We start from the raw sequence: 24472 nt of genomic DNA on the forward strand, positions 1-24472 counted from the left end.
GGCCGCCGTGCAGGGCTCGGCTTCCTCGGCCAATCTCCGGCCAAGTGGGGGCGCCTACACCATCCGCTCGCGTCCGTGAAGCGCGGATGCCGGGCTCACCTCCCCGGCTCCGCCGCAGCCCCGACGACGTTCTCGACCCAGTCGTGCAGCAGCAGGTGGGCGATGGCCGTCGGCGGCGGCACGGTCAGGCCTTCCGGATGGTGGCCCGCGATCATCTGCGTCACCTCGGAGCGCGTGAACCAGCGCGCATCCTCCAGCTCGTCCGGATCGGTCCGGACCTCCTCCGTGAGCCCCTCCGCCACGCAGCCGATCATCAGCGAGGCCGGGAAGGGCCAGGGCTGCGAGGCGTGATAGGCGACCGCGCCGACCGCGACGCCGGTCTCCTCGCGGGTCTCGCGGCGCACCGCATCCTCCACCGTCTCGCCGGGCTCGATGAATCCGGCGAGACAGGAATACATCCCCGGCTTGAAGTGCGGGCCGCGCCCGAGCAGGCAGGCGTCGCCCCGCCGCACCAGCATGATCGCCACCGGATCGGTGCGGGGGAAGTGGTGCAGCCCGCAGGCTCCGCATTCCCGTCGGAAGCCGCCCGCAGCGATGGCGGTCGCGCCGCCGCAATTGGCACAGAAGCCATGGCGCGCGTGCCATGTCAGCAGCGACTTGGCGGTGGCGATCAGCCCCTGCTCCTCACGGGCCACGGCGCCCTCGGCGGCGAGCGCACGCAGATCGAGCGCCCGGTATCCGGGCGTCGGGAACAGGGGGGCGGCCTCCGCGGCGACCGACCCGGCGAAGACCGGCCGCCCCTCGGTCCGGCCGAGGAAGATCTCCACGGCTCGCTCGCCCGCGCGCGCCGCCTCCTCGGGCCTGAGCAGGGCCGTCCCGGCCGCCTCCGGGTCGGCGCGCAGGATCACCGTCTCTCCCGCCATCAGCACGAGGCGGGCGTCGGGTCCGGCCTCGGCCAGGGAGGGCGTCGGGCCGAACTCGGCGGAGTGGCGCACGAGACGGCTCGCGGCGTAGGCGAGCGCGTCCCGGCCGGTGATGGCGGGCGAGCCGGTCATGGCAGGCCCTTCACGCGGCCACGAACAGGGCGGCGGCCCGTTCGAGCAGGGCGGCGCGGGCGTGCGGCGGATAGGGCTTCCTCTCGCCGACGCCCCAGACCGGTCCGGGCCAGGCGGGGTCCGACTGGAACCGCGCCACGACGTGGATGTGGAGCTGCGACACCACGTTGCCGAGACTGGCCACGTTCACCTTGTCCGGCCGGGCGAGCGCCTGCACGACCCCGACCGCGATGCGGATCTCGTCGAAGGCGAGGCTGGCATCCTCCGGCGTGAGGTCGGTGAGCTCGCGCAGGTCCGGTCGCCGCGGCACGAGGATCAGCCACGGGAAGCGGGCATCGTCCATCAAGAGGACGGAGCAGAGGGCGAGATCGCCCACGGGGTGGGTGTCGGCGGAAAGCCGCGGGTCGAGGGCGAAGGCGTCGGTCATGCCGGGGATCTAGCGCACCGGCCCGAAAAGTGGTGGCCGGCTTTCGCATCAACCGGCACGGGGCGGCAGTGCGGGGCGGAAGACCGGCACCGGCCCGAAACAGGGCGTTCGGCCTGCCGCCGTCACGGGCGGCCTCGACCGCTCGGAGATCTCGCACATCGGTTCAATTTCGGTTAACCATGTTCGGGCACGCATGAGGCAGCGATCGGGAGTCGGCGGGCGGGGGGCCGCGCCGGGATCGCCGTGGATGAGGCGATGACGGGCGACGCGGAAGGAAGCGGGCACGCGGTCGTCGCCGTGGTGGCGGCGAGGACCCCGGCTCCGCTCGTCCTCGCGCTGCGCGGACTGCCCTGCAGCGCCTGCATCGTCGCCGTCTCCGGCCGCGTCGTCGAGGATCTCGTCGCCGAGGCGCCCGCCGTGATCGTGGTGGAAGCCGAGCCCGACCGGTTCGACGCCCCAGCCCTGATCCGCGCCCTGCGCGAGCAGGACTGGCTGGCGCGCACGCCCGTGCTGCTGGTGGCGGGCGGCGACGTGCGGACCCTGCGCCGGGTCGGCCGGGAGGCCGGCGCCACCGACGTGCTGTCGAAGCCCTTCGATGCCGCGGAACTGCAGGATCGGGTCGGCGTGCTCATCGAACTCGCCCTGGCGCGCCGGGAGAACGACGACCGCGCGCACGCGATGCGGCGCGACGCCGCGCGGGCGGTGGCCGACGCCACGGCCCGCGAGCGCGAGATCATCCGCCGCCTGATGCTCGCCGCCGAATTCCGGGACGATCAGGCCGGCGATCACCTCACCCGCGTGGCCGGCTGCGTCATCGCCGTGGCCGAGGGCCTCGGCCTGTCGCCCGCGGAGGCCGACGACGTGGCACTCGCCTCGACGATGCACGACATCGGTAAGATCGGGGTTCCCGACCACATTCTGATGAAGGCCGGCCCCCTCACGTCCGACGAGTGGGAGGAGATGCGCCGGCACGCGCTGCGCGGCTACCACATGCTGCATGACAGCTCCTCGCGCCTGCTTCAGATCGCCGCCGAGATCGCGCTGACCCACCACGAGCGCTGGGACGGCACCGGCTATCCCCGCGGCCTCAAGGGCGAGGAAATTCCCTGCTCCGGCCGCATCGTCGCGGTCGCCGACGTGTTCGACGCGCTGATCTCCGCGCGAAGCTACAAGCCGGCCTGGTCCCTGGAGCGGGCGCGCGCCCATCTGGAGGCGGAGGCAGGCCGGCATTTCGACCCGGCCTGCGTCGCCGCCTTCCTCTCGCGCTGGGAGGACATCGTCGCGCTGGTGGAGGAACGGGCGGCTTAGGCAAGGCCCCTTCCCTCGTGCAACCCTCACGCAACGCCCCTGCGCGGCGCGGGTAGTGGTCGCGGCCTCCGCTTGAGGCTAGAAGCGGCGCTTGATTCCGATCCGGCCGATCCACTTCGGTCCGAAGGCGCAGCTCCCTTGCCATTTCCGTCTCTGCCCTCCCCCCTCGCGCGGGCGCTCACCGAGCGCAGCTATGCCGAGCCGACCCCTGTCCAGCAGGCGGTGCTCGAGGCCGCTCCTGAACGCGACCTGCTCGTCTCCGCCCAGACCGGCTCGGGCAAGACCGTCGCCTTCGGCCTCGCCATCGCCGGCACGCTGCTCGGGCCCGAGGAGGCTCTGCCGCCGCCGGCCGCGCCGCTCGCCCTCGTCATCGCCCCGACCCGCGAGCTCGCGCTCCAGGTGCAGCGGGAGCTGACCTGGCTCTACGCGCAGACCGGAGCCCGCGTCGTCCCCTGCGTCGGCGGCATGGATCCGCGCCGCGAGGCCCGCGCGCTCGAGGCCGGCGTTCACATCGTCGTCGGCACGCCGGGGCGCCTGCGCGATCACATGGAGCGCGGCCGGCTCGTCACCGAGGGGCTGCGCGCGGTCGTCCTCGACGAGGCCGACGAGATGCTCGACATGGGCTTTCGCGAGGATCTCGAATTCATCCTGGCGGCGACGCCTCGTGACCGGCGCACCCTGCTGTTCTCGGCGACGCTGCCGAAGGCCATCGTCGCGCTCGCCGAGAGCTACCAGCGCGACGCCCTGCGCCTCGCCGTCGCCGGCGAGACCCGCGGTCACGCCGACATCGTTTACCGCGCGGTGCGGGTGATGCCGCGAGAGGTCGAGCACGCGGTCGTCAACGTGCTGCGCTACGTCGATGCTCCGGTGGCGATCGTGTTCTGCAACACCCGCGACGGCGTGCGCCACCTCCAGGCTTCGCTGACCGAGCGGGGCTTCTCCGCCGTGGCGCTCTCGGGCGAACTCGGCCAGGGCGAGCGCAACGCCGCGCTCCAGGCCCTGCGCGACGGTCGCGCCCGCGTCTGCGTCGCCACGGACGTCGCCGCCCGCGGCATCGACCTGCCGGGGCTCGATCTCGTCATCCACGCCGACCTGCCGCACGATGCCGAGGTGATGCAGCACCGCTCCGGCCGCACCGGCCGCGCCGGCCGCAAGGGCACGAGCGTCGTGCTGGTGCCGCCCGCCCGGCGGCGGCGCGCCGAGCAGATGTTCGCCATCGCCAAGGTCAGCCCCGACTGGAGCGGCCCGCCGACCGCGGACGAGATCCGCGCCCTCGACCGCGAGCGGATGATGTCCGATCCGCTGCTCTCCGAGCCCGAGACGGAGGAGGAGCGCGAGTGGGAGCGGGACTGGGCCGAGGCGCTGATGGAGCGCTGCCCGCCCGAGCGCCTCGCCGCCGCCTTCGCCCGGCTCTACCGCTCGCGCATCCCCGTGCCGGAGGAGGTCAGCGACCCGGCCTACGAGACGAGCCGGCGCTCCGATCCCCGCGGCGTGCCGGTCGGCGCTCCGCGCATCGGCGAGGACGAGCCGGCGGCATGGTTCCGGCTCAATCTCGGTCGCCGCGACCGGGTCGAGCCGCGCCGCCTGCTGCCGATGCTGACCCGCCGCGGGCAGATCGGACGCGGCGATATCGGCTCGATCCGGATCTTCGACAACGAAACCGCCTTCGAGGTACGTGCCAGCGCCGCGGAGGACTTCGCCGCGGCCTTCGCCCGGCGCGGACCGGCCGACGTCCGTGTCGAGCGGATGCAGGGCGACGGGCCCTCGCCGGTCAAGGCGCCGAAGAGCCCCCGTGCCCAGCGCCACCGCCGCGAGGCGACCAAGGCCGGCCGGGGCGGCTGAGCGCCGTCGGCCGGATCCCGCGGGGGCGGGTTTCCGGTCGATCGATTCGCTCCTGATCGTCTTGGCGATGGGCGCTGACACGATCTCGGCAGGCCGGCGCGGCGCCCGGGCGAAGCCTGGATCCGCCCGAAGGGATCTGCCGAACTGGCCGTGAAACGGCGTTCCGCCCGATCGAGGCGGGCGCCGACCTGTCCCGCCGCTACTCGCCCGCGGACTTGCCGCCGAGCAGGCCGTTCACCGCAGCATCCCAGCCTTCCCGGATCTGGCGGCCGCCGGGAATCTTGACGCCGAGCAGTTCGGGCTCGTCGGCTGTGTCCTGCGCCGGCTTGGCGGCGGGGGGCTGCGCCGAAGCGGTCTGCGTCGGCCTCGTTTCCGCGGCCCGGTTGCGCGCCGTCGGCACCGCCTTGCGGGCGGCATCGGTCTTCGCGACCTCGCTCTTGGCCTCACCTTTGGCCTCGACCTTTGCGCTCTCGGACTTCGCCTTCGGCGCGGGCAGCGACACGAACTTCGCGGGCTGCTCGGACTTGGCCCGGACCGACTCGCTCCGGGTCGGAGGCAGCGGCACCATGACCTTGGCGGGCGCGACAGTCGCCGCCGTGCGGATCGCGGCCGGGACGGTTGGTGCGGGTTCGATCGGCAGGTTCGCCCGGGCGGGCGAGGCCGGGGGCGTTGCGGCCCGGACCGGCTCCGCGGCGCGGGTGGGCGCCGCGACCTGCGCGGGGGGCGTGACTTGAACTGGCGTTGCGACCTGGACAGGTGCCGCGACTTGAACAGGTGCCGTAGCCGTCGATGCCGGCGCTGCGGGTTCGACGGCCGCGAGGCTCGCCCGGAGCGGCTCCGGTGGGGATCCTGCGACGGACGGCGCCAGCGCCGGGACGCCGTCCTTCAGGTCGGGCCATTGCGAGGCGACGGGTGCGATCCGGGCCGGCCGGCTCCGGGGATCGGCGAGATCGGAGAAGAACGAGAACGCCCCGACGGCGAAGACGAGAAGGGCCGCACTCCCCCCCGCGATGCCCGCGACAACGGGCAGCCGGAACCGAGCCTGGGCCCTCGCCTCGGACGGGCGGGTTTCGGACGGATGAATTGCCACCGACATGCGGTCGGCCTCTTGCACGTTGTACCCCTGCAACAACACGGCCTCGGCAATGCGGCGGCAAGATGTCCGCGCGGCCTGAACAGAATTCAGGCGTCGTCCATCCACACGAATCTGTCGGAATCTCCGAGGCGGCTAAACCTGGCCGGAAGGCGTGTGCCGCGGACAAGTCTCGCCCCGATCTGTTCTCGCAAACGTTCGTAAAGGACGTGCTTTAACGGAGCGTGTAGTCGGGGCGGGCCTCGGCGGGCCTTCGCGCAGTTTTCGAGCCCGGCGATCATAAGAGAAACATCAGTGCGCCGTGCGGCCCTGCCGCGCCGCCGCGCCATGGACTTTCCTGCGGGGATCGGCCACGGTGCCGCTGTGCCGAAAGAGTAGAGATCTGAGACTTTTATCCGATGTCGGCTTGCCGAATTGTCCCGGGCCCGACCGGTCCCCGGCGCCCTCGGCGGGCAGTGGCCTGACCGATCGCGAGGGCCCGTGCCGAATCCCGCCGCGACGCAACCCGATCTGTCGCCGATGATGGCGCAACCGACGGCCGATCCCAAATCCAACGAGGCGCAGGATCGGGCCGGGGGCACGGCCGTGCCGTTCTGGGCCGGCTGGCCGACGCGCACGCGCCTGATCCTGATCGTGCTCGCCATCGATGTCGTCGCCGCCCTGGTCTCCTGCGGCGTCATCGTTCTGACCGCGCGCAGCGCCGTGCAGGTCGAGATGGCGGCCAGCCTCGCGACCGTCGAGCCTCTGGTGGCCGATACCATCCGCTCCCTGCGCAGCCCGAGTCCGGAGAGCGTGCTCCACACCCTCGACCTGCGCTTCCAGGCCCTGCGCCACGTGCGCGTGACGATCCTCGATGCGGAGGGCCGGCGGATCGGCTTCGGTCCGTCCGAGCAGGGGCGCGAGCAGCGCACGGCGCCGCGCTGGTTCGTCCGTCTGATCGCCCCCGAGCCGCACCAGCACGATTTGCCCATCGTCGTGCGGGGCGAGCGGATCGGCACCGCCGCGATCGCGACCCAGCCCCTCGACGAGATCGAGGAGGTCTGGGGCTATGCCCGCTCGCTGGCCCTGGCCAGCCTGATCCTGAACCTCGCGGTGCTCGCCGCCCTCACCCTGGCGCTCGGGCGCATCCTGCGGCCGCTCGGCCGCCTCGCCGAGGGGCTGACCCGGCTGGAGCGGCACGACTACACCGCCCATCTCGATCCGCCCGCCTCCCGCGAGCTGGCGGTGATCGCCGAGCGCTTCAACCGCGTCGCCGGGGCACTCTCCGAGGCGCGGGCCGCCAACGGCCGTCTCAACCGCCAATTGCTGACGGCCCAGGACGACGAGCGCGCCCGCATCGCGCTCGAACTCCACGACGAATTCGGCCCGTGCCTGTTCGCCCTGGAGGCGAACGCGGCCTCCGTGGCGCGGCTCGCCGCCAGCCCCGGCGAGATCGACCGCGGCCGGCTCGCGGCGCGGGCCGGGGATATCGGCAGCATCGTCGGCCAGGTTCAGATCCTCAACCGCGACCTCCTCAACCGCCTGCGCCCGCACGGGCTCGGCGAGGTGCCGCTCGCCGATTGCCTCAGCCTCCTGCTGCGCGACTTCCAGCGGCGCCACCCCGAAACGCGCTTCGACGGTGCGTTCGAGGGGCTGGCGCGAGGATACGGCGACATCGTCGACCTCACCGTGTTCCGCTGCATCCAGGAGAGCAGCACGAATGCCGTGCGCCACGGCGGCGCCCGCCACGTCCGGGCCCGGGTGGCGGAGGAGACCGACGCGGCCGGCCTGACGACCCTGCACTTGAGCGTCGAGGATGACGGCAGCGGCATCGCCCCCGGCCATCGCGTCGGCCTCGGCCTCTCGGGGATGCGCGAGCGGGTCGAGGCGCTCGGCGGCCATTTCCACCTCGACACGGCTTCTCTTGACAACGGCCCCTCCGGAACCGTTGTCCGGATCACCCTCCCGATCGATCCCGAGCGCGACGGCAGCGAGGTCCCTCCTCCGCCCGCCGCGCCGCAACCCAAGTGATGCGTGTGAGATGAACGCCCCGGTCAGCAGCCCCGTGATGAAAGCGGCGTCGAGCAAGGGCGGTCCCGTCCCGGTTCTGGTCATCGACGATCATCCGATCGTCCTGCAGGGCTGCCGCCGCGTGCTGGAGGATGCCGGGATCGAGACCGTGGTGGAGGCGACCGGCGTCGTCTCCGGCTACCGGGCCTTCCACCGCCTGCGCCCGCCCGTGGTGATCTGCGACCTGACCTTCCAGGGCAGCGGGCTCGCCGGCCTCGCCCTGATCCGGCGCATGCGCGCCATCGAGCCCGAGACCCGCGTGCTCGTCTTCTCGATGCACAACGACCCCGTCATCGTCTCCCGGGCATTGGAGGCCGGAGCGCTCGGCTACGTCCTCAAGGACCACGCCTCGAACGAGCTCTTCCAGGCCTTCGAGCGGGTGCGCGCCGGCGAGGTCTATCTCGACCGCCGGCTCGCCACCGAGGTCGCCATGCTGCGCGCCGACCCGCGCCGCACCCCCGAAACCCAACTCACGCCGCGCGAACAGCAGATCCTCGCCCGCCTCGCCCAGGGCAAGTCCTACGGCGCCATCGCCGCCGACCTCTCGGTCAGCTACAAGACCGTCACGAACGCCTGCTCGCAGATGCGCCAGAAGCTCAAGGTGCGCACGCTGGCCGAACTGATCCACGTGGCGGTGACCCAGGCCCAGAGGCAGGGCTGAGGCAGCCTGAGGCCGGGCTGATTTTTCCCCAAGGGACGGAGCGCTGTTCTTGGCCGATTTTCCCTCCGCCGGGGGCTTCACGCAGGAAGCCTGGGCCCGCAACCTCGCGGCCTACGAGACCATCCGCACGATGCCGTTCAACGCGGAACTGGCGGACGGGTCGCTCAGCCCTGAGCGCTTCCGCCGCTACATCGTGCAGGACGCGCACTACCTCATCGGCTTCGGCCGGGCCCTGGCCCTCGCCGCCGCCAAGGCGCCGCATCCCGACCGGATCGTGCAGTTCGCCCGTAGTGCCGAGACCGCCATTGTGGTCGAGCGCGCCCTGCACGGCGGCTTCTTCCGGGATTACGGCATCGACGCCGCGACCTTTTCGGCGACGCCCTTGTCGCCGGCCTGCGATCACTACGTCGCGTGGCTGACGGCCACGGCCTATGCCGAGCCCTACGAAGTCGTGCTCGGGGCGCTCCTGCCCTGCTTCTGGATCTATGCCGAGGTCGGCCGCGACATCTTCGCCCGCGCGAGCCCGGACAATCCCTACCGCGCCTGGATCGACACCTATGCCGGCGAGGAGTTCGGCGAGGCGGTGGCGGCGATGATCGCCGCGACCGACGAGGCCGCGACGGGCGCCTCGCCCATCCTGCGGGATCGCATGCACGCGGCCTACGCCCACGCCACCCGCCTCGAATACGGGTTCTGGGAGGGGGCCTACCGCGACGTTTCCTGGCCGCTGTAACCTGAATCCGACAGCGGACCGCTGCATCTTGGCCGTTTCCTTGCACGGTCTTGTCACCGCCGGCCGTTGCGCGCAGGCGGGTTTCACGCTTGATCTATGAGGCGTGGCGCCGTGCCCTCGTACGAGGGGCGGCGTCATCGAACGGGGGGTGGGAGCGATATGGCGTCAGGCTTGGCGAGTGATCTCTTTCGGATCAAGACGCTGGAACGGCTCAACGCCGACGCCGAATCCGGCGAGAACAAGCTTGAACGCCATCTCGGCCCCTGGAGCCTGATCGGCCTCGGCATCGGGGCGGTGATCGGGGCCGGCCTGTTCTCGCTCACCGGCATCGCCGCGGCCGAGCATGCGGGCCCGGCGGTGACGCTCTCCTTCGCCATCGCGGCGATCGGCTGCGCGCTCGCCGGCATGTGCTACAGCGAGCTCGCCGGCATGATCCCGGTCGCGGGCTCGGCCTACACCTACACCTACGCCACGATGGGCGAGTTCATCGCCTGGATCATCGGCTGGGATCTCGTGCTCGAATACGCGGTCGGCGCGGCCACGGTCTCGGTGAGCTGGTCGCGCTACGTTACGCGCTTCCTGCGCGACTCGCTCGGCATCAATCTGCCCGGCTCGCTCGTGCACTCGCCCTTCGAGACCTACCAGCTCGCCGACGGCACGATGGCGCACGGTCTCGTCAACGTCCCGGCGATCCTGATCGTGGTCGCGGCCTCGACGCTGCTCATCATCGGCATCCGCGAATCGGCCCGCGTCAACGGCGCGGTTGTGCTCCTCAAGCTCGCGGTGGTGATCACCGTGATCGGCGTGGGCCTGTTCTACATCAAGGCGCAGAACTACGACCCCTTCCTGCCGCCGAACACCGGCACCTTCGGCGAGTACGGCTGGAGCGGCGTGATGCGCGCGGCCGGCGTGGTGTTCTTCGCCTATGTCGGCTTCGACGCGGTCTCGACCGCGGCGCAGGAGGCCAAGAACCCCCAGCGCAACATGATGATCGGCATCCTCGGCTCGCTCGCGATCTGCACGGCGCTCTACATCGCCTTCGCGGGCGTGCTGACCGGCCTCGTCCACTACGACGCCATGCGGGGCGACGCCGCCCCGGTGAACACCGCGATCGCCGCGACGCCCTATCCGTGGCTGAAGAGCCTCGTCACCTTCGGCGTGATCTGCGGCTTCTCCACCGTGATCCTCGTGCTGCTGCTCGGCCAGAGCCGGGTGTTCTACTCCATGTCGAAGGACCGGCTGCTGCCGGCTTTCTTCTCGGCGATCCACCCGAAGTGGAAGACGCCCTACCGCTCGAACCTGTTCTTCATGGTGTTCACCAGCGCCCTCGGCGGTTTCCTGCCGATCTCGCAGCTCGGCCACATGACGAGCATCGGCACCCTGCTCGCCTTCATCCTCGTCTGCGCCGGCGTCGTCATCCTGCGCCGGACCCAGCCCGACGCGCCGCGGGCCTACCGCACCCCGCTGGTGCCGTTCGTGCCGATCCTCGGCGCGCTGTTCTGCCTGGCGATGATGCTCTCGCTCGACGGCGACACCTGGCTGCGCCTGATCATCTGGCTGGCGATCGGCCTCGTGATCTACTTCGCCTGGAGCCGCAAGCACAGCCGCATCGGCCGCGAGGAGGGCGCGAGCGCGACGACCGCGATCTGAGCCGGACCGGGAGCGGCTGCTCGCCTCGCCCGCGAGTGGCCGCTTCTCCGATTCGCGTCGGTGTCATCCCGGAGGATGCGTCGCCGTAGCGTTCACGGCCCGGAAGTGCGGCGCGCTTCGCGCTTTCAGGCTCGCCGGGCCAGCGCCAGCATCGGCGGTTCGGCGAGGCCGACGAGGGGACGGCCCACCTCGATCGACTGGCGCTCGCGGGCGATGAAGGCCGTCGGCATCTCGGCCTGCATCTCGGCCTCGACCTTGCGCAGCTGCACGTCCGAGTGAGCCGGGTGCAGGTGGATGATGGCGAGCGCCTTGGCCCCGGCTCCCTTGGCCAGCTCGACACCCTTCTGCCACGTCGAGTGGCCCCAGCCCTTGCAGCAGGGATACTCGCCCTCGGTGAACATGCCGTCATAGACGAGGAGGTCGGCCCCCTCGACGAAGCGGCACAGTTCCGGATCGGGCCAGTTCGCGCTGTGCTCGATGTCGCTGATGATGCAGAGGCGCTTGCCGCCGTAATCGAAGCGGTAGCCGGTCGAGCCCTGCGGATGGTCGAGCAGGATCGTATCGACGCGGATGCCGTCGGCGAAGGTCAGCGGTTCGCCCGCCTTGAAGCCGTGATGCTGGAAGGTGCAGGGCAGCACGTCGAGGGTCACCGGAAACAGCGGCGGCGAGAACAGCCGGTCGAGTGCGTCCTGCGCGCTGGCGCCGTCCAGATTCCCGCAATAGGTGTGGATCGTGTGGTCGCAGTTCATCACCACCGGTTTGAAAAAGGGCAGGCCGGCGGTGTGGTCGAGATGGAGATGGCTGAACAGCAGGTCGATGTTCTGGGGCAGCGCCTCGCGGCAGCTGCGGCCGAAGGCGCCGAGCCCGGAGCCGGCGTCGATGACGAACAGGCGATCCCCGCATCGGATCTCCAGGCACGGCGTATTGCCGCCGAACTCGGCGGTCTCCGGGCCGCTGACCGGCGTGGAGCCGCGTACGCCCCAGAAACGCAGGACGAGGGCGTCGTCCTTGGCTGGATATGGCAGGGTCATGGATCGGCACCAATGCCCGGCCTCATGCCGGGCTTTCTCGGGTGGCAGCGGCGCCGCCGTGCGCATCCGCGCACGTCTTCGCGGCTGTCCTTCGGCCCCTGTTCGGGCACGGAGTGTACAGCGCTGAGATGGGGGCCCGCCATTCGGGTCTGTGTGCGTGCTCGCACACGCCGTTTTGAGAAGGTCCAAGTCAGCGCTGCGCCACCTTCTCAATCTGGGGTTGTAACGGCGTGAACGCGGGTGGCGGCATCTCGGCCTCGATGGCGGCCCGGGCCAGGCTCGGCCAAGTCTGCGCGTAGGTCCGCGCGGAGGTTTGGACGTAGCGCGCGACGCCGGCCGCGATGCGGTCCGTTCCGGCCTCGTAGGGCGGTACGAAATCCGTGGTCCGCAGGGCGAGGGATGGGCTGCCCCGGCCGATCCACTCGGCCCAGACCGCCTCCGGCACCGGCGGCGGACGATGGTGGGCCGGGATCAGCACCACCTCCTGGCCGGCATAGGCCAGTGCCTCCGGCCGGCTGATGTCGCCCACCGGGAAACCCTGGCGGATCCGGGCGGCCCAGAAGGCGTGCTGCCCCCCATCGGAATAGGTCGTGCGAACGGCCGCCGCGCCCCCGTCGACCAGGCCGGCGATGCGGTCGCTCTCGTCCTTGTGCAGGGCCACGAACGCCGCTTCCTTGGCCGGATCGGGCGAGGGCGCGAAGGCGTAGCGTCCGCCCGACACGCTCACGACCGGTTCCTCGCCGGTCGCCTCGAAGCGGTCGGAGCCTTCCTTCAGCTGGCGCCAGAAGGCGATGTTCGGGTCGGTTCGGTGCCGGGCCATGTTCGCGGCGGTCATGCGGAAGGGGAAGGACTGGAACTGAAACGCGCGCTGACCCCCGGAGAACGCCTCGCGGGCAATGGAAAACAGTTCTCCCGCCACGGCATCCGTCATGGCGAAGCAGCCCATGGATGAGCATACGCCGTGGACCATCACCGCCGAGCCCGTGCCGCCGTGAGCCCGGTCGTAGGCGTTGGGATAGCCGATATCGAAGGAGAGATAGTAGCGCGAGTTCGGGTTCATCTGGCTCTTGGCCACGGTGTAGAACCCCTCCGGCGTCTGCCGGTCGCCGCTCTTGGTCTTCGGCCCGAGCTGCCCCGACCAGCGGCAGATCGGGTAGGTCTTGATCGGCACGTAGCGGCCGGCGCCGTTGCGCTTCCAGACCTCGATCTCGGATTCCTTCTTGTAGGCCCGCAGCACGATCGGCGAGGCGGCATCCGTCCCGCGGGCGGCCATCAGGGCCAGGGTCGCGGCGGGGATCGGCGCGTTCGCCTTCTCGGCCAGGGCCGCCGCGCTCGAGAGGGCGACGGACAGCAGCCCGATCAGGGCCGGCACGAGCACGCGCAGGCGGGATCTCTCAGGGCGTCTTGGGCCGTTCGGGGAAACCATGCACCGTCTCGATCGAGGCCGGGAACGACCGGCGGCGCCCACGGGCGACGAGAACCGGATCGTGCCCAAGCTTTGGGGCGGTTTTGGGGGAAACGGAAGCCGTCATGCGGGGAGCGCGGCGGTTTCCAGCGGATCACCCGTCACCACGGTGTTGCGCTCCACCCGAAGGACGGCGTCGAACGGTGCCTGCCGCCTCAGGGTGTCCTCGTCGGGCAGGCAGACGATGAGGGCCGCGCCGGCGCGCAGGGCCCGCAGGCGCTCGATTCTTGCGGTGATCTCGTCGGGCTTGCGGTCATCGAGCGACAGGCCGACCACGAGGATGTCCGGGCGGCGCACGAGGCAGCGCACGAACTCGATCGCCACCCGCTCGCGGGGGCCGATGGCGCCCTCCCCCAGAACCGCGCGCTGGCCCTGGCCGGCCACGGCGACGCCGGCCTCGATCCGGGCCGCGAGGCCGAGCCGGTAGACGGTGGGTTCCAGCCCCTGCTCGGCGAGAACCCGGCGCACCAGGGAGCGCACCCGCCCCTCGGCGCCCGCCTCTCCTTGGGTGATGCGCCCGAACAGCAGGTTCTCCTCCAGGCTCGCGGCCGCGGTGAGCCGGGAGGGATCGTAGAACTCGACCTTCTCGCGATAGCGCGGTGGTAGCATCGCTGCGAAGGAGTGGCGGGCGGCGACCAGACGCTCTTCGAGCGCGGCGTCGATCAGGCCGAAGCGATGGCGCGTCTCGCTGTAGCGGAGCGCCAGTCCGATCAGCCGCTCGCGGTCGCGATGCCCGGCCGGGCCGCGGCGAAACCCCCGGGCCTCGGGCTGGCGCGCGACGAGATCCTCGAAATAGCCGCGCTCGGCCGCCGGAAACAGCGAGAAGGTCTCGAACAGCGGATGATCGTCGGGCAGATCCGCGAAGATCTCGACGGTGGAGCGGGCGACCTGCAGCCCGACATCGACCAGCGTCCGGGTCAGATCCTCCGCCTCCAGCACCGCGCGCAGATAGGGATGCGCCGCGAGCCGTGCTTGCGAGAAGGCGGGGCTCACCGCCTCGCCGAACAGGATGTTCTCGCCGATATCGGCCTGATGGTTGTAGCGGGCCGGGTCGAACGGCTCCACGAGGCGGGCCATGCCCTCCCGGGCCAGGGCCTCGCGCACGGCCCGGCGGGCGGCGACCACCGCCTCCGCCGTGGCGGGATCGTCCTCGGGATCGACGGAGGCTTCGAGGCCCCGCTCGTAGACGAAGGCATCGAGCCCGGTGAGTTTGAGGATGGCGATCCGTTCGGCCAGCCCCGAGGCTTCCCGGTCGCCGCTGCGGGCGCCGTAGAGCAGGTTCTGGCGCAGCGTCCCCTCGATCAGGATCGCCTCGGAGCCGGCGAGCGCGATCCGCCGGGCGCGCTCGGCGGAGTCGAAGGCGCGCAGATCGGTGCCGCCATAGGTCACGGCCCCGGCAGTGGGCTCGATCTGTCCTGCGAGCAGCGCGGCGAGCGCCCGCGATCCGCTGCCGCGATGACCCACGATCGCCACGTGCGCCGGCATCGGCAGGGCGAGATCGACGCCCGTCAGCCGCTCGCCGCTGCCGGGGTCGTAGGCGCCGACCCCGCGCGCGACGAGGGCGCCCGTCTGCGGGAACGGGGCCGGGCTGCGGGAGCGGTCGCCCGGCAGCCGCGGATCGAGGGCGTCCAGGGTCTCGGCAATGGTGCGGAACAGGGGCGAGACCACTCGATACTGGGTCCAAAGCCGCAGGCTGATCGCGACGAGAGCCGCCGCCAGCGCGAAGGCGCCGGCGGCGGCGACCAGCGCGCCGGGCAGGACGTTGTCGGCCTCGGTGGCGGCTTCTCCCTGCCAGAGGGCGGTGGCGATGAGGAGTGCGGGCAGGATCACGACGAGGGCGAGCGCCGGGGCCCGGGCGTAGGCGAGCCGGGCCTCGGCCCGCACCAGGGCCGTTCGTGCCGCCCGCGCCCGAAGGCCGAGGCGGCGCCGCTCGAACGCCGCCGCGCCGTGGGCCCGCACCGCCGGCATCCGCCGGATCAGGTCGCGCAGACCCGCCTCCGTCGCGGCCGTGTCGGCCCGGCGCAGGCCGCGGCGGGCGGCGGTTCGGCTGGCGAGCAGAGCCCGGGCAAGTCCCACGGCGGCGAGCAGCAGGGCGATCACCGGCACGAAGCGCGGGGCGGCGAGCTCCGCCATGACGAGGGCGAGCAGGATCGCGGCCGCGGTCAGGCCCGGCAGGACGATGCCGACCGCCGCGAGCGGACCCATCCGCGTCAGGGCCTGGCCGACGAGGCCGGGCAGGGCCCGCAGGTCCTCGCGCGCCCCCGGCGGCGAGGCGAGGATCGCCTCGGTGGCCCGCGCCCGCAGCCGCGCCGTGGCCCGGGCCTGGACGGAGAAGCAGAGGTAGGCGACCGCCGCGCCGAGGCCGGCCAGAAGCAGGGCGGCGGCGGCGAGCGAGCTCAGCGCGATCAGCGGCAACTCGGTCGGCGAGAGGCTCCAGCCGTCGAACAGGATCGGCGCCTCGCTGTCGTGGTGGCCGGGCAGCGGCAGGGCGATCCGCAGGAAGGGCAGGAAGTTCGGGCTGCTGCGGGTGAGGACCGCGATGAGGTCGCGTAGGCATAGCAGCACGAACAGCGTCAGCGGTCCGCCGAGGCCCACCGCCAGCCCGAGCGCCGCCAAGTGCCGGCGCGGCGAGGAGGCGAAGGCGAACCGGACAGGATTACGCTCCATCGGCATTCCGGGCGCCGGGCGAAGGCGTGCCTGGCGGATTCGCTACGGGGGGGAGCGGCATCGGGCGAAGGCTTCGGCGTTGTGAGGGGCTGATCCGGCGGGCAGGCGCTTGAGGAGGCCGTCACGGACCGTCCTCTTCGCACGGAAACGGCGCGGCGCAAGCCCGACCGGCCCGCGTGTCGCATTGCATTCCCGTGCGCGCGTTGCTCTTTGGTGCGAGAGAGCACATGGCGGGTGGGACGGGTCTGCGTCGTCCGCGCGAAGGGCCTGCCTTTCGCGTTGATCCCGGCCATTCCGATCGGCGGGTCCCCACCCTCCCCTCTCACCGGACGAGGCCGGATGGCCGTGCGAGACATCCCAGCGCCTGCCCCTCCCCTCCGGCCGTGTGATCGCCGGCGCCTGTTGGTCGGTCGTTGAGTCGATGAGCGAGCCCGCGCATCAGCCGGTCCCCGCGCCCGCGTCCCTCTACGGAATGCCGGTGATCGGGGCCGGCGAGACGGTCTCCTCGATCGGTGCCGCCCTCACCGGCGCCGTGCTCGCCCCCGTCGGCCGCCGCTGGCGGCTCGCCGTCGCCGGCGCGCTCGCCTTGGTCCTCGTCTGGGCGGGACTGCGCCCGGCCGTGCCCGCCGCCCTTGCGGCGGCTGGAGCCGGGTGGTGGATCGGTCTCGCCTCGGGATGCCTGCTGATCTCGGGGCTGCTGCTGCTCGCGGACGTCGCGTGGCGCTGCGGGATCGCTCGCCTCGCGCAGACCGCCGCCCTGCTCGGCGCCGGTCTCGCCGCGCTCCACCCGGCGCCGCTGCATGGGGTGAGCCTGACGGCCCTGTTCGCCGCGGCGGGCGGTCTCTGGGCGGCGGCGCTCCTGCCGGATCTGGCGGTGCTGCGCGACCGCCTCGCCGCAGGGCCGGAGCGTCGGCGCGCCCGCGTCTACCGCGCGCTGTCGGCCGTCTGGCGCGGCTCGGCGGTGCAATGGCTCGCCTGGGAGCGGGCCTGCCGAGGGTTCGCCCTGCTCGGCATCCTTGCGGCGGTGGCGGCGCTGATCGATCTCGCCCTCGCCGCGGCGCTGCACAGCGACCGGCATGACACGCTGCTCCCCGTCGCTCTGCTGGTCGAGGCGGTGCTCTCGGGTGCGGGGCTGATCGCGACGCTGGCGGTGGCCCTGCGCCGGAGCCTCGGGCTCGACGGCCTCGTCACCGGCCGCCATCTCGACATCCTGGGGAGGCTGATCCTCGCCTTCGGCCTCGCGGCCCTCTATTGCCACGTCACCGAGATCGTCACCGCCCTCCTCTACGGCGATGCGGCCGAGCGGGCGCGCCTGATCCGCAGGCTCCTCGGTGACGAGGCCCCCGCCTTCTGGACGCTCATGCTCGCCGGCCTTCTCCCCACGCAGCTGTTCTGGATCGCATCCCTCCGCCGCGGCGCCGTCCTCGGCCTGATCGGCGCCCTCGCCGCCGCCGGTCTCGGCGCCGATCATGTGCTCGCCGCGCGGGCCGGAGCGAACGGAGCGGACCTGGCAGCCGCCCTCTCCGCCGCGATCGGATCCGCTGGGCTGTTCGTTCTGGGCCTGCTCCTGCTGTTCCGCCTCGTGCCGCCGGTCTCGATCGCCGAGACGCGGCGCCTCGCTCTCGGCCAAAATCCGCATGCGGCGCAGCGGTCGCCGGAACCCGGGCCCGCGGAAGGGCCGCATCCATCCTCAGGGCAGGGAGCTCGGCCGGGACTGATGGCGGTCTTCGCCTCGGAGGCCGAACTGGCCGAGGCGGTGCGGGGGCTCTCGGGGCCCGACACCCCGTCACGGCTCGACGCCTTCGGCCCCGCGCCGATGCCGGAGGCCGCAGCCGCCCTGCATGCGCGGGGGCACAGCCTGAACCGCGTCGCGCTGTCCGGCGCCTTCCTCGGGGCCACGGTCTTCCTCGTCGCCCGCGCCGCAGGTCTTGGCGAGGCGGTGCCGGAGGGGCTCGCCGGCATGACGGCGCTCGCCTCGCCAGCCTCATGGCCAACTCCGTGGTCGAACTCTTGGTCGAACTCTTGGGCGATCGCCTCGCCGCTGTCCTGGGCCCTGGCGGCGGTACCCGCCCTCGCCGCCGCGGTACTGGGCGGCACCCTCGGACTTGGAATCGCGCTCGGCGCGGCCCTCGCGCGCGCGCGGGGCAACGTTAGCCCGGCCTTGGCCCCTGCCGCCGCCCTCGCCGGACGCTTCCTCCTGACGATCGAGCCCGCCGACGCGCCGTTCCGTCCGGCGGCCCTCGTGCGGCGGCTCGAGACGCTGCCGGAAGCGGCCGGTCGCCCTCTGGCCCTGTACGGTCCCTCGGCGCCGGAGCGGCCACTATGAGCGCCGAGGAGAAGGGCGATGCCGCCCGGAAGGCGGCAGGGGCCAAATCCGCCAGCGGCTACTTCCTCGATCCCGCCCGCCGCCCGGCGGCGGCCCTCGCCGTGGGATTGGGGTGCCTGCTGCTGGCGTTCCACCACGCCGGCCTGCCGCGGCTCGCACCCTCTTATCTCGCGGCCTGGACCTGCCTCCTGGCCCTGCCCGCGGGGGCGCTTCCCGTCGTCATCATGATCGAGCGGGCCGATGCGTGGCGCCCGCAGCCCGAAACCGCCCTGCTGGAGACCCTGCGCGGCCTGCTGGTGCTGATGCCGGTGGCCGCGATCCTCGCCCTGCCGATCCCGCTCGCCGCCGCCCTGCTCTACCCGGGTCCGGAAAGCGCCGGGCCGGACGGTCCGCTCATCCTGCGCGCGGGCGCGCCGCCGTTCCTCGCCGCCCGCCTCGCCCTCTACTTCGCCCTCTGGACCGGACTCGCCCTGCTCTTCGCCCGCCGCGGTGGCGAGCCCTGGGCCAAGGCCGGGCGGATCGACGACGGCCGCGCCGTGCTCGGCCTCGGCCTCCACACCGTTGTCGGCACGTTGGCCGCCTACGATCTCGTCATGGCCGCCGGCACCGATCCCGGCCCGCGCTTCCATGCCAGCGCCTTCGGACTGCTGGTGCTCGCGGCGTGGTCGAGCCTGGCGCTCGCCGCGGCGATCCTGCTCGCGCCGCCCGATGTCGGCCCGGCCCGGCGACGGCACGACCGCCTGACCCCGCTCGCGGTCCTGCTCCTCGTCTGGGCCGGCCTGCACGCCGTGCAGTTCCTGATGCTCGGCGCCGCCGCCGACCCAGCCGCCGCCGCGTGGTACCGGCTGCGTTCGAGCTTCTACGGCCGTGTCCTGGCGCTGGCCGCGGCCGCCGTCGTGGCGCTCGCCGCCGCCCTCACCCTGCGGCCCGGCGAGAACCGCACCCGGCTCGTGGCGGCGCTCGCCGTCGGAGTCCATCTCGCCGAGCTGTTCTGGTTCGTCACGCCGGCCTTCCGCGGCGGCTTCCGCCTCAACCTCACCGACCTCCTGGCCCTCGCCGGCGTCACCGGTCTGGCCATGGGGCTGGCGCCCGCAATCCGCCGCCTGGTCCCCGGGCTTGCCGTCACCCCGGCTTGGCCGGGCCGGGAGCGTGTGAAGACGCGCGCGGCGGAGGGGGATACACGCCGCAAATCGGTTGTTCGCCCTCCGGAAGCTTTCTAGTTTCCCTCTCCCCACCCCCGGCCTTGCCCGACGCGAAAAGACCCCCGCGACCATGTGCGAACTGCTCGGAATGAGCGCGAATGTGCCGACCGACATCCGGTTCTCCTTCGCGGCGCTGGCCCGGCGCGGCGGCGAGACCGGTCCGCATGCCGACGGCTGGGGCATCACCTTCTACGAGGGACGCGGCTGCCGCTCCTTCCATGATCCGGAGCCGAGCGCCCGCTCCGAACTCGCCAAGCTGCTGCGCCGCTATCCCATCAAGAGCCGTATCGTCGTCGCCCATGTCCGCAAGGCCAATCGCGGTCGCGTCAGCCTCGAGAACACCCATCCCTTCTCCCGCGAGCTGTGGGGCCGGCGCTGGACCTTCGCCCATAACGGCCAGCTCAAGGGGGTGAAGCGGCTGCCGCTCGGCCGGTTCGAGCCCATCGGCACAACCGACAGCGAGCACGCCTTCTGCTGGATCCTGTCGCAGCTCCAGGAGCGCTTCCCCAAGCCGCCTCGCGCGGCCACCCTCGAGGCGGCGATCGCCGGATACGCGCTCAGGCTGTCGGAGCTCGGCGTGTTCAACATGCTGCTCACCGACAGCCGCGTGCTCTACGCCCATTGCGGCAAGCGGCTCTGCTATCTTACGCGCCGGGCGCCGTTCGGAACGGCGACGCTGATCGACGAGGATTGGCGGGTCGACTTCGCCCAGGAGACCACCGAGACCGACATCGTCACCGTCATCGCCACACGGGCGCTGACCCGGGACGAGACTTGGACCGAGCTGGAGCGCGGCGACACCCTGGTCCTCACCGACGGGGCGGTGCGGGTGCTCAAGGGGACGGCGCGGCGCCGGTCCCAATCGGAGCCGGAGATGCGCGGGGCGGCCTGATACCCGGCCGATCGGGTGTTCGGTCCGTGCGGCTGATCTGCCGCATTCACGCCGCAGGTTCGGCGGATCATCCCCTGTCGGATCCGGTGGACCGCTGCGTTAGACTGGATTTGCAGGATCGCGCGCCCCGCACGGGCAGAGCGATACGGGTTTCGTCCGGGTTCGACGGAACCCGTATCGCCCTTCGCAGGACGGCCGAACGTCTTGTGTGCAAGCGTGGCAGTATTTCGCGTGGCGCGGGTGTGCGGTGCGGGACCGATGCGCTACAACTATGTTAAACGCCTCGCTGGGGCGGTTTCCGCTTGCTGTGCCGCCCCGCCGTTTGCCGAAATGCCCCGATGGCGAAGTACCCGATGCGCAACGATACCGAAGCGACCCTGGATCGTCCCGCGATGACAGACGGCCGTCCGAAACTTTCCGACTCGATCCGGAGCCATCTGGGTGATCACCTGCGCAGCGTCTACGACACGCTGGGCGCGGGCGAGGACACGCCGGTCCGCTTCTCCGAATTGATCGGCAAGCTCGAGGCGGCCCTCAAGGCACAGGGCGAGCGGGTCGACCCCGACTTCCGCAACGGCCTGCTCGCCGCGGTCCCGTCCCTGCGGGCCTTCGCCCTGTCGCTGACCTCCAACCCGGCCCGCTCCGACGATCTCGTGCAGGACACCTTGCTGAAGGGGTGGCAGCACCGCGCCCGCTTCCAGCCGGGCACCAATCTCAACGCCTGGCTCTTCACGATCCTGCGCAACATCTTCTACTCGGACCATCGTAAGCGCGTCCGCGAGGTCGAGGATCAGGACGGCTCCTACGCTGCCCGCCTCGCCACCGCCCCGCATCAGGGCGACCGGCTCGATGTCGAGGATCTGCAGACGGCGCTCGCCAAGCTGCCGCCGGACCAGCGTGAGGCCCTCGTGCTGGTCGGGGCCGAGGGGGTCTCCTACGAGGAGGCCGCAACGATCATGGGCTGCAAGGTCGGCACGGTGAAGAGCCGCGTTAGCCGCGCCCGCGGCCGGCTCGCCGAACTCCTCGGCTACGACGAGGAGGATCTCTCCTCCGACCGCTTCATCCAATCGGCGATGCCGGACGCCTGACGGTCATCCGGACCCGGTTCTCACCGGGTCGGGTTCAGACCATTCCGGCCGTCGAGACGGGCGGACGGGGCCAAATCGCTCCCATGGACCGCCCGAACTAGCAGCGGGGTGCGGGTTCGGCTGCCCGCCGCTCGCGTCACCGGCCGAAGTGCGAACCGGTCTTCGGCCGTTCGGAGGCTTCGCAATCGATCGCGAACGCCGTCCCGCAGCCGACCGGCAGGGACGGATGGCCCTGCCGGGTCGAGCCCCGGCCGTCAGGCCGCCTTGCGACGGCCGCCGGTCTTGCGTCCCGCGCCCGAAGCGGTGCCCTTGCGGCGCGGCTCGGCCGGCGCTTCCGTGGCCACCTCTTCCACGGGCTCCGCGGCCTTCGTGGTGGACTTGCGGCGCTGCTGGCCGAGGCCGAGATCCTTCGCGAGCGCCGACCGCGCGGCCGAATAGTTGGACGAGACGGTCGGATAGTCGGCCGGCAGCCCGTAGCGGCGGCGATAGCCCTCGATGTCGAGGCCATGCGTCGTCAGGTGGCGCTTGAGCGTCTTGTAGGGCTTGCCGTCGATGAAGGAGATCAGGGCGTCCGGCGTAATCGACTTCTTGATCTGAGCCGGCGTGGCCCGCTCGACTTCTTCCTCCTTCGGAGCCTGCGGCGCCGACAGAGCGAGGAGCGCGGCGTGAACCTGAACAATCAGGGCCGGGAGTTCGGGCGACGGCAGGGAATTGTTCGAGACATAGGCCGACACGAGATCGGCAGCGAGTTCGATACGATCGTTTTGCGAGACCTGACTTGTTTCAGACATTGTACGTGATCCTGTTTGCCCCTCGTTCTTGGGAGCTAAAAGGATTTAGAAAAGTTTCAAGACCGGTTCTACCGGTTTTCACGGAAAACGACTGCAAAATCGAGAAAAAGCTCCGATTTGGCCGATATTGCCATCGATCAGACCCGATAAGACGGTAGAACGAGGTTGCTCAAGGTGGTGCGCGCAAGCTGAGGTTCGACGGGCGTGATGATCAGCGCCGGCTGATTCGGCCATTCAACAAATCGTGAGAGGCAAGTTGGGGCTAATCGCCGATCTCGGCTTGTGATGCCGGCCAGCTTTGATGGATTGCGTCAGCTTCGGCATCGGATGTCGCTGCCGATGTAGCCGGTTTAGAGCGACCCTCTGTCGCGGTTACATGCCTGGAAGCGACATCTCATCGTCTTCGCGCCGGCGAGCGGGCCGGCGTTGCCTGCCGCGCCCCGGACTCGACGGCAGGCTGCAGCGGTAGACCACCGCGTCGGGTGGGCCGAGGGTCGCATTGAGCGGCATCGTGACGGTATCGCCGGAGAAGCGCCAGTTGCGGGTGCCGCGGTCCCAGTAGAGCCACACGATGGTGTCGTGGCCCTTCACGTCGAAGACGGCGGCCTTCTTCGACATCGCCCGGAGCGTTCGCGGCTCGTAGAGCCCCTTCTGGCGATAGGCGGCGCGGGTGGCCTCGTCCTGGCGATCGACGAAGGTGTTCTGGACGATCTGAACGGTCGCCCCGGGCTTGCGGAGAAATTTCTTGAAATCGCTCAGAGATCGCAAGACCACGGCCATCACGTCCATCCAGTCGTCAAGTCACGGACTCATCCTGCATTGTGCGAGGGCACCTTAGTTTCGCCGAGATGACGGTTGTTCCTCATCGGCAAAGGAGACGGTGGGCGATATCCACCGGAAAGCGGTCCTGTCCACAGGAGTCGAGGAGGTAGGCTCGGGTGGTCGCGATGGCGGCCGCGCGCCCGGACGGCCCCCGGCTTGACCCGCCACCCGGGCTCGGGCGTTTAGGCCGTATGCTGCTGCAATTCTTCACAGGACTGCGCGAGGCCCGCGTGCCGGTCTCCCTCCGCGAATATCTGACCCTGCTCCGGGCGATGGAGAGCGACCTCGCGGACAAGCGCGTCGAGGAGTTCTACTTCCTCGCCCGCACCGTCCTGGTGAAGGACGAATCCAACCTTGACCGGTTCGACCGGGTCTTCGCCTCGGTCTTCAAGGGTCTGGAGACGCTGGGCGAGGCGGTCGAGCCCGCCGCCATCCCGGAGGAATGGCTGCGCAAGCTCGCCGAGAAGTACCTGACCGAGGCGGAGAAGGCCGAGCTGAAGGCGCTCGGCTGGGACAAGCTGTTCGAGACCCTGAAGCAGCGCCTCGCCGAGCAGAAGGAGCGGCACCAGGGCGGCTCGAAATGGATCGGCACCGGGGGCACCTCGCCCTTCGGCGCCTACGGCTACAATCCCGAGGGCATCCGCATCGGTCAGGACGGCAACCGCAACTTCCGTGCGGTGAAGGTGTGGGATAAGCGCGAGTTCAAGGATCTCGACGATGCCCGCGAGCTCGGCACCCGCTCCATGCGGGTGGCGCTGCGCCGCCTGCGCCGCTTCGCCCGCACGGGGGCGGCCGAGGAACTCGACCTCGACGGCACCATCCGCGAGAGCGCCCGCAAGGGCTTCATCGACGTCAGGCTCCGTCCGGAGCGGCGCAACGCCGTGAAGGTGCTGCTCTTCCTCGACGTCGGCGGCTCGATGGACTGGCACGTGGAGCTGGCCGAGGAGCTGTTCTCGGCCGCGCGCTCCGAGTTCAAGCACTTCGCCCACTACTACTTCCACAACTGCCCCTACGAGGCGGTGTGGACCGAGAACCATCGCCGCCACTACGAGCGCATCCCGCTCCTCGACGTGATCCGCACCTACGGGTGCGACTACCGGGTGGTGTTCGTGGGCGACGCCTCGATGAGTCCCTACGAGATCGCCCATCCCGGCGGGTCGGTGGAGCACTGGAACGAGGAGGCCGGCGAGGTCTGGCTCGGTCGGATCCTCGACCATTTTCCCAAAGCGGTCTGGCTCAACCCCGTCCCGGCCGAGCACTGGGCCTACACCCAGTCGATCGGCATGGTCCGCCGGATCTTCTCCGAGCGCATGTTCCCGCTGACGCTCGAAGGGCTGGACGGGGCGATGCGGGCGCTGCTGCGGTAGGAC

At 71.3% G+C, this 24472-nt stretch carries 19 protein-coding genes; 11 read left to right on the forward strand and 8 right to left on the reverse strand.

Annotation, left to right across the window (positions count from 1 at the left end):
* Positions 1-95: 95 nt before the first annotated feature.
* Both nudC and HNR01_RS20495 read right to left on the reverse strand, forming a co-directional pair.
* On the reverse strand, positions 96-1055 hold the full coding sequence (gene nudC, locus HNR01_RS20490; RefSeq protein WP_183669441.1) for an NAD(+) diphosphatase: 960 nt from the start codon (positions 1053-1055) through the stop codon (positions 96-98).
* Positions 1056-1065: 10 nt separating this feature from the next.
* The gene (locus HNR01_RS20495; protein ID WP_017483684.1) at positions 1066-1482 is read right to left on the reverse strand and encodes an HIT domain-containing protein; all 417 of its coding nucleotides are present in this window, start codon (positions 1480-1482) and stop codon (positions 1066-1068) included.
* 255 nt (positions 1483-1737) lie between these two features.
* On the opposite strand from HNR01_RS20495, the gene HNR01_RS20500 reads away from it, so the two are divergent.
* Both HNR01_RS20500 and HNR01_RS20505 read left to right on the forward strand, forming a co-directional pair.
* The gene (locus HNR01_RS20500; RefSeq protein ID WP_153874784.1) at positions 1738-2790 is read left to right on the forward strand and encodes an HD-GYP domain-containing protein; all 1053 of its coding nucleotides are present in this window, start codon (positions 1738-1740) and stop codon (positions 2788-2790) included.
* Positions 2791-2928: 138 nt separating this feature from the next.
* Positions 2929-4632, forward strand: a complete 1704-nt coding sequence (locus HNR01_RS20505; RefSeq protein ID WP_183669443.1) for a DEAD/DEAH box helicase — start codon at positions 2929-2931, stop codon at positions 4630-4632.
* Positions 4633-4831: 199 nt separating this feature from the next.
* Here HNR01_RS20505 and HNR01_RS20510 read toward each other — a convergent pair whose 3' ends face one another.
* Entirely contained in the window at positions 4832-5728 is an 897-nt protein-coding gene (locus tag HNR01_RS20510; protein ID WP_183669446.1) for a hypothetical protein, read from the reverse strand.
* Between the two features lie 519 nt (positions 5729-6247).
* On the opposite strand from HNR01_RS20510, the gene HNR01_RS20515 reads away from it, so the two are divergent.
* From HNR01_RS20515 to HNR01_RS20530, 4 genes are all read left to right on the forward strand, one after another.
* Positions 6248-7735 carry an ATP-binding protein gene (locus tag HNR01_RS20515; protein ID WP_210313477.1) on the forward strand — a complete coding sequence of 496 codons (1488 nt, stop codon included), beginning with the start codon at positions 6248-6250 and terminating at the stop codon, positions 7733-7735.
* A gap of 10 nt (positions 7736-7745) precedes the next feature.
* Positions 7746-8435, forward strand: a complete 690-nt coding sequence (locus HNR01_RS20520; RefSeq protein ID WP_017483679.1) for a response regulator transcription factor — start codon at positions 7746-7748, stop codon at positions 8433-8435.
* A 49-nt stretch (positions 8436-8484) separates the two neighbouring features.
* Complete coding sequence (locus HNR01_RS20525; RefSeq protein ID WP_183669449.1) at positions 8485-9168, forward strand: TenA family protein; 684 nt, start codon at positions 8485-8487, stop codon at positions 9166-9168.
* Between the two features lie 159 nt (positions 9169-9327).
* The gene (locus tag HNR01_RS20530) at positions 9328-10818 is read left to right on the forward strand and encodes an amino acid permease (RefSeq protein ID WP_026105402.1); all 1491 of its coding nucleotides are present in this window, start codon (positions 9328-9330) and stop codon (positions 10816-10818) included.
* 125 nt (positions 10819-10943) lie between these two features.
* On the opposite strand, the gene HNR01_RS20535 is transcribed toward HNR01_RS20530, so the two are convergent.
* The 3 genes from HNR01_RS20535 to HNR01_RS20545 form a co-directional block, all read right to left on the reverse strand.
* Complete coding sequence (locus HNR01_RS20535; RefSeq protein WP_017483676.1) at positions 10944-11849, reverse strand: MBL fold metallo-hydrolase; 906 nt, start codon at positions 11847-11849, stop codon at positions 10944-10946.
* A gap of 190 nt (positions 11850-12039) precedes the next feature.
* Positions 12040-13275, reverse strand: a complete 1236-nt coding sequence (locus HNR01_RS20540; RefSeq protein ID WP_183669451.1) for a L,D-transpeptidase family protein — start codon at positions 13273-13275, stop codon at positions 12040-12042.
* A 102-nt stretch (positions 13276-13377) separates the two neighbouring features.
* Positions 13378-15981, reverse strand: coding sequence for an ATP-binding cassette domain-containing protein (locus HNR01_RS20545; protein ID WP_183669453.1), 2604 nt, complete (start codon positions 15979-15981; stop codon positions 13378-13380).
* Between the two features lie 421 nt (positions 15982-16402).
* Between HNR01_RS20545 and HNR01_RS20550 the strand changes: the two genes are divergently transcribed.
* The 4 genes from HNR01_RS20550 to HNR01_RS20565 all read left to right on the forward strand — a co-directional run bounded on the left by HNR01_RS20550 (position 16403) and on the right by HNR01_RS20565 (position 21489).
* Complete coding sequence (locus HNR01_RS20550; protein WP_183669455.1) at positions 16403-18307, forward strand: quinol:electron acceptor oxidoreductase subunit ActD; 1905 nt, start codon at positions 16403-16405, stop codon at positions 18305-18307.
* On the forward strand, positions 18304-19527 hold the full coding sequence (locus tag HNR01_RS20555; protein WP_183669457.1) for a hypothetical protein: 1224 nt from the start codon (positions 18304-18306) through the stop codon (positions 19525-19527). The genes HNR01_RS20550 and HNR01_RS20555 overlap by 4 nt, the downstream gene beginning before the upstream one ends.
* Positions 19528-19579: 52 nt before the next feature.
* Positions 19580-20401: a class II glutamine amidotransferase gene (locus tag HNR01_RS20560; RefSeq protein ID WP_017483671.1), complete on the forward strand. Its 822-nt coding sequence runs from the start codon at positions 19580-19582 to the stop codon at positions 20399-20401.
* 353 nt (positions 20402-20754) lie between these two features.
* Positions 20755-21489 (forward strand): sigma-70 family RNA polymerase sigma factor, encoded by a 735-nt coding sequence (locus HNR01_RS20565; RefSeq protein ID WP_026105399.1) that lies wholly within the window; start codon positions 20755-20757, stop codon positions 21487-21489.
* Positions 21490-21743: 254 nt separating this feature from the next.
* Here the strand turns inward: HNR01_RS20565 and HNR01_RS20570 are convergent, their stop codons facing one another.
* Complete coding sequence (locus tag HNR01_RS20570; RefSeq protein ID WP_017483669.1) at positions 21744-22280, reverse strand: Ros/MucR family transcriptional regulator; 537 nt, start codon at positions 22278-22280, stop codon at positions 21744-21746.
* A 372-nt stretch (positions 22281-22652) separates the two neighbouring features.
* Complete coding sequence (locus tag HNR01_RS20575) at positions 22653-23060, reverse strand: hypothetical protein (RefSeq protein WP_183669459.1); 408 nt, start codon at positions 23058-23060, stop codon at positions 22653-22655.
* Between the two features lie 233 nt (positions 23061-23293).
* On the opposite strand from HNR01_RS20575, the gene HNR01_RS20580 reads away from it, so the two are divergent.
* Positions 23294-24469 (forward strand): vWA domain-containing protein, encoded by a 1176-nt coding sequence (locus HNR01_RS20580; protein WP_183669461.1) that lies wholly within the window; start codon positions 23294-23296, stop codon positions 24467-24469.
* The last annotated feature ends 3 nt before the right edge of the window (positions 24470-24472 follow it).

Origin of the sequence: Methylorubrum rhodesianum (assembly GCF_014199985.1) — a bacterium.
GTDB classification, from domain to species: domain Bacteria; phylum Pseudomonadota; class Alphaproteobacteria; order Rhizobiales; family Beijerinckiaceae; genus Methylobacterium; species Methylobacterium rhodesianum.

Coding starts and splice junctions, on each gene's coding strand:
- nudC (WP_183669441.1), bottom strand. CDS start 1,055: ATGACCGGCTCGCCCGCCATCACCGGCCGGGACGCGCTCGCCTACGCC.
- HNR01_RS20495 (WP_017483684.1), bottom strand. CDS start 1,482: ATGACCGACGCCTTCGCCCTCGACCCGCGGCTTTCCGCCGACACCCAC.
- HNR01_RS20500 (WP_153874784.1), top strand. CDS start 1,738: ATGACGGGCGACGCGGAAGGAAGCGGGCACGCGGTCGTCGCCGTGGTG.
- HNR01_RS20510 (WP_183669446.1), bottom strand. CDS start 5,728: ATGTCGGTGGCAATTCATCCGTCCGAAACCCGCCCGTCCGAGGCGAGG.
- HNR01_RS20515 (WP_210313477.1), top strand. CDS start 6,248: ATGGCGCAACCGACGGCCGATCCCAAATCCAACGAGGCGCAGGATCGG.
- HNR01_RS20520 (WP_017483679.1), top strand. CDS start 7,746: ATGAACGCCCCGGTCAGCAGCCCCGTGATGAAAGCGGCGTCGAGCAAG.
- HNR01_RS20530 (WP_026105402.1), top strand. CDS start 9,328: ATGGCGTCAGGCTTGGCGAGTGATCTCTTTCGGATCAAGACGCTGGAA.
- HNR01_RS20535 (WP_017483676.1), bottom strand. CDS start 11,849: ATGACCCTGCCATATCCAGCCAAGGACGACGCCCTCGTCCTGCGTTTC.
- HNR01_RS20540 (WP_183669451.1), bottom strand. CDS start 13,275: ATGGTTTCCCCGAACGGCCCAAGACGCCCTGAGAGATCCCGCCTGCGC.
- HNR01_RS20545 (WP_183669453.1), bottom strand. CDS start 15,981: ATGGAGCGTAATCCTGTCCGGTTCGCCTTCGCCTCCTCGCCGCGCCGG.
- HNR01_RS20550 (WP_183669455.1), top strand. CDS start 16,403: ATGAGCGAGCCCGCGCATCAGCCGGTCCCCGCGCCCGCGTCCCTCTAC.
- HNR01_RS20555 (WP_183669457.1), top strand. CDS start 18,304: ATGAGCGCCGAGGAGAAGGGCGATGCCGCCCGGAAGGCGGCAGGGGCC.
- HNR01_RS20560 (WP_017483671.1), top strand. CDS start 19,580: ATGTGCGAACTGCTCGGAATGAGCGCGAATGTGCCGACCGACATCCGG.
- HNR01_RS20565 (WP_026105399.1), top strand. CDS start 20,755: ATGCGCAACGATACCGAAGCGACCCTGGATCGTCCCGCGATGACAGAC.
- HNR01_RS20570 (WP_017483669.1), bottom strand. CDS start 22,280: ATGTCTGAAACAAGTCAGGTCTCGCAAAACGATCGTATCGAACTCGCT.
- HNR01_RS20575 (WP_183669459.1), bottom strand. CDS start 23,060: ATGGCCGTGGTCTTGCGATCTCTGAGCGATTTCAAGAAATTTCTCCGC.
- HNR01_RS20580 (WP_183669461.1), top strand. CDS start 23,294: ATGCTGCTGCAATTCTTCACAGGACTGCGCGAGGCCCGCGTGCCGGTC.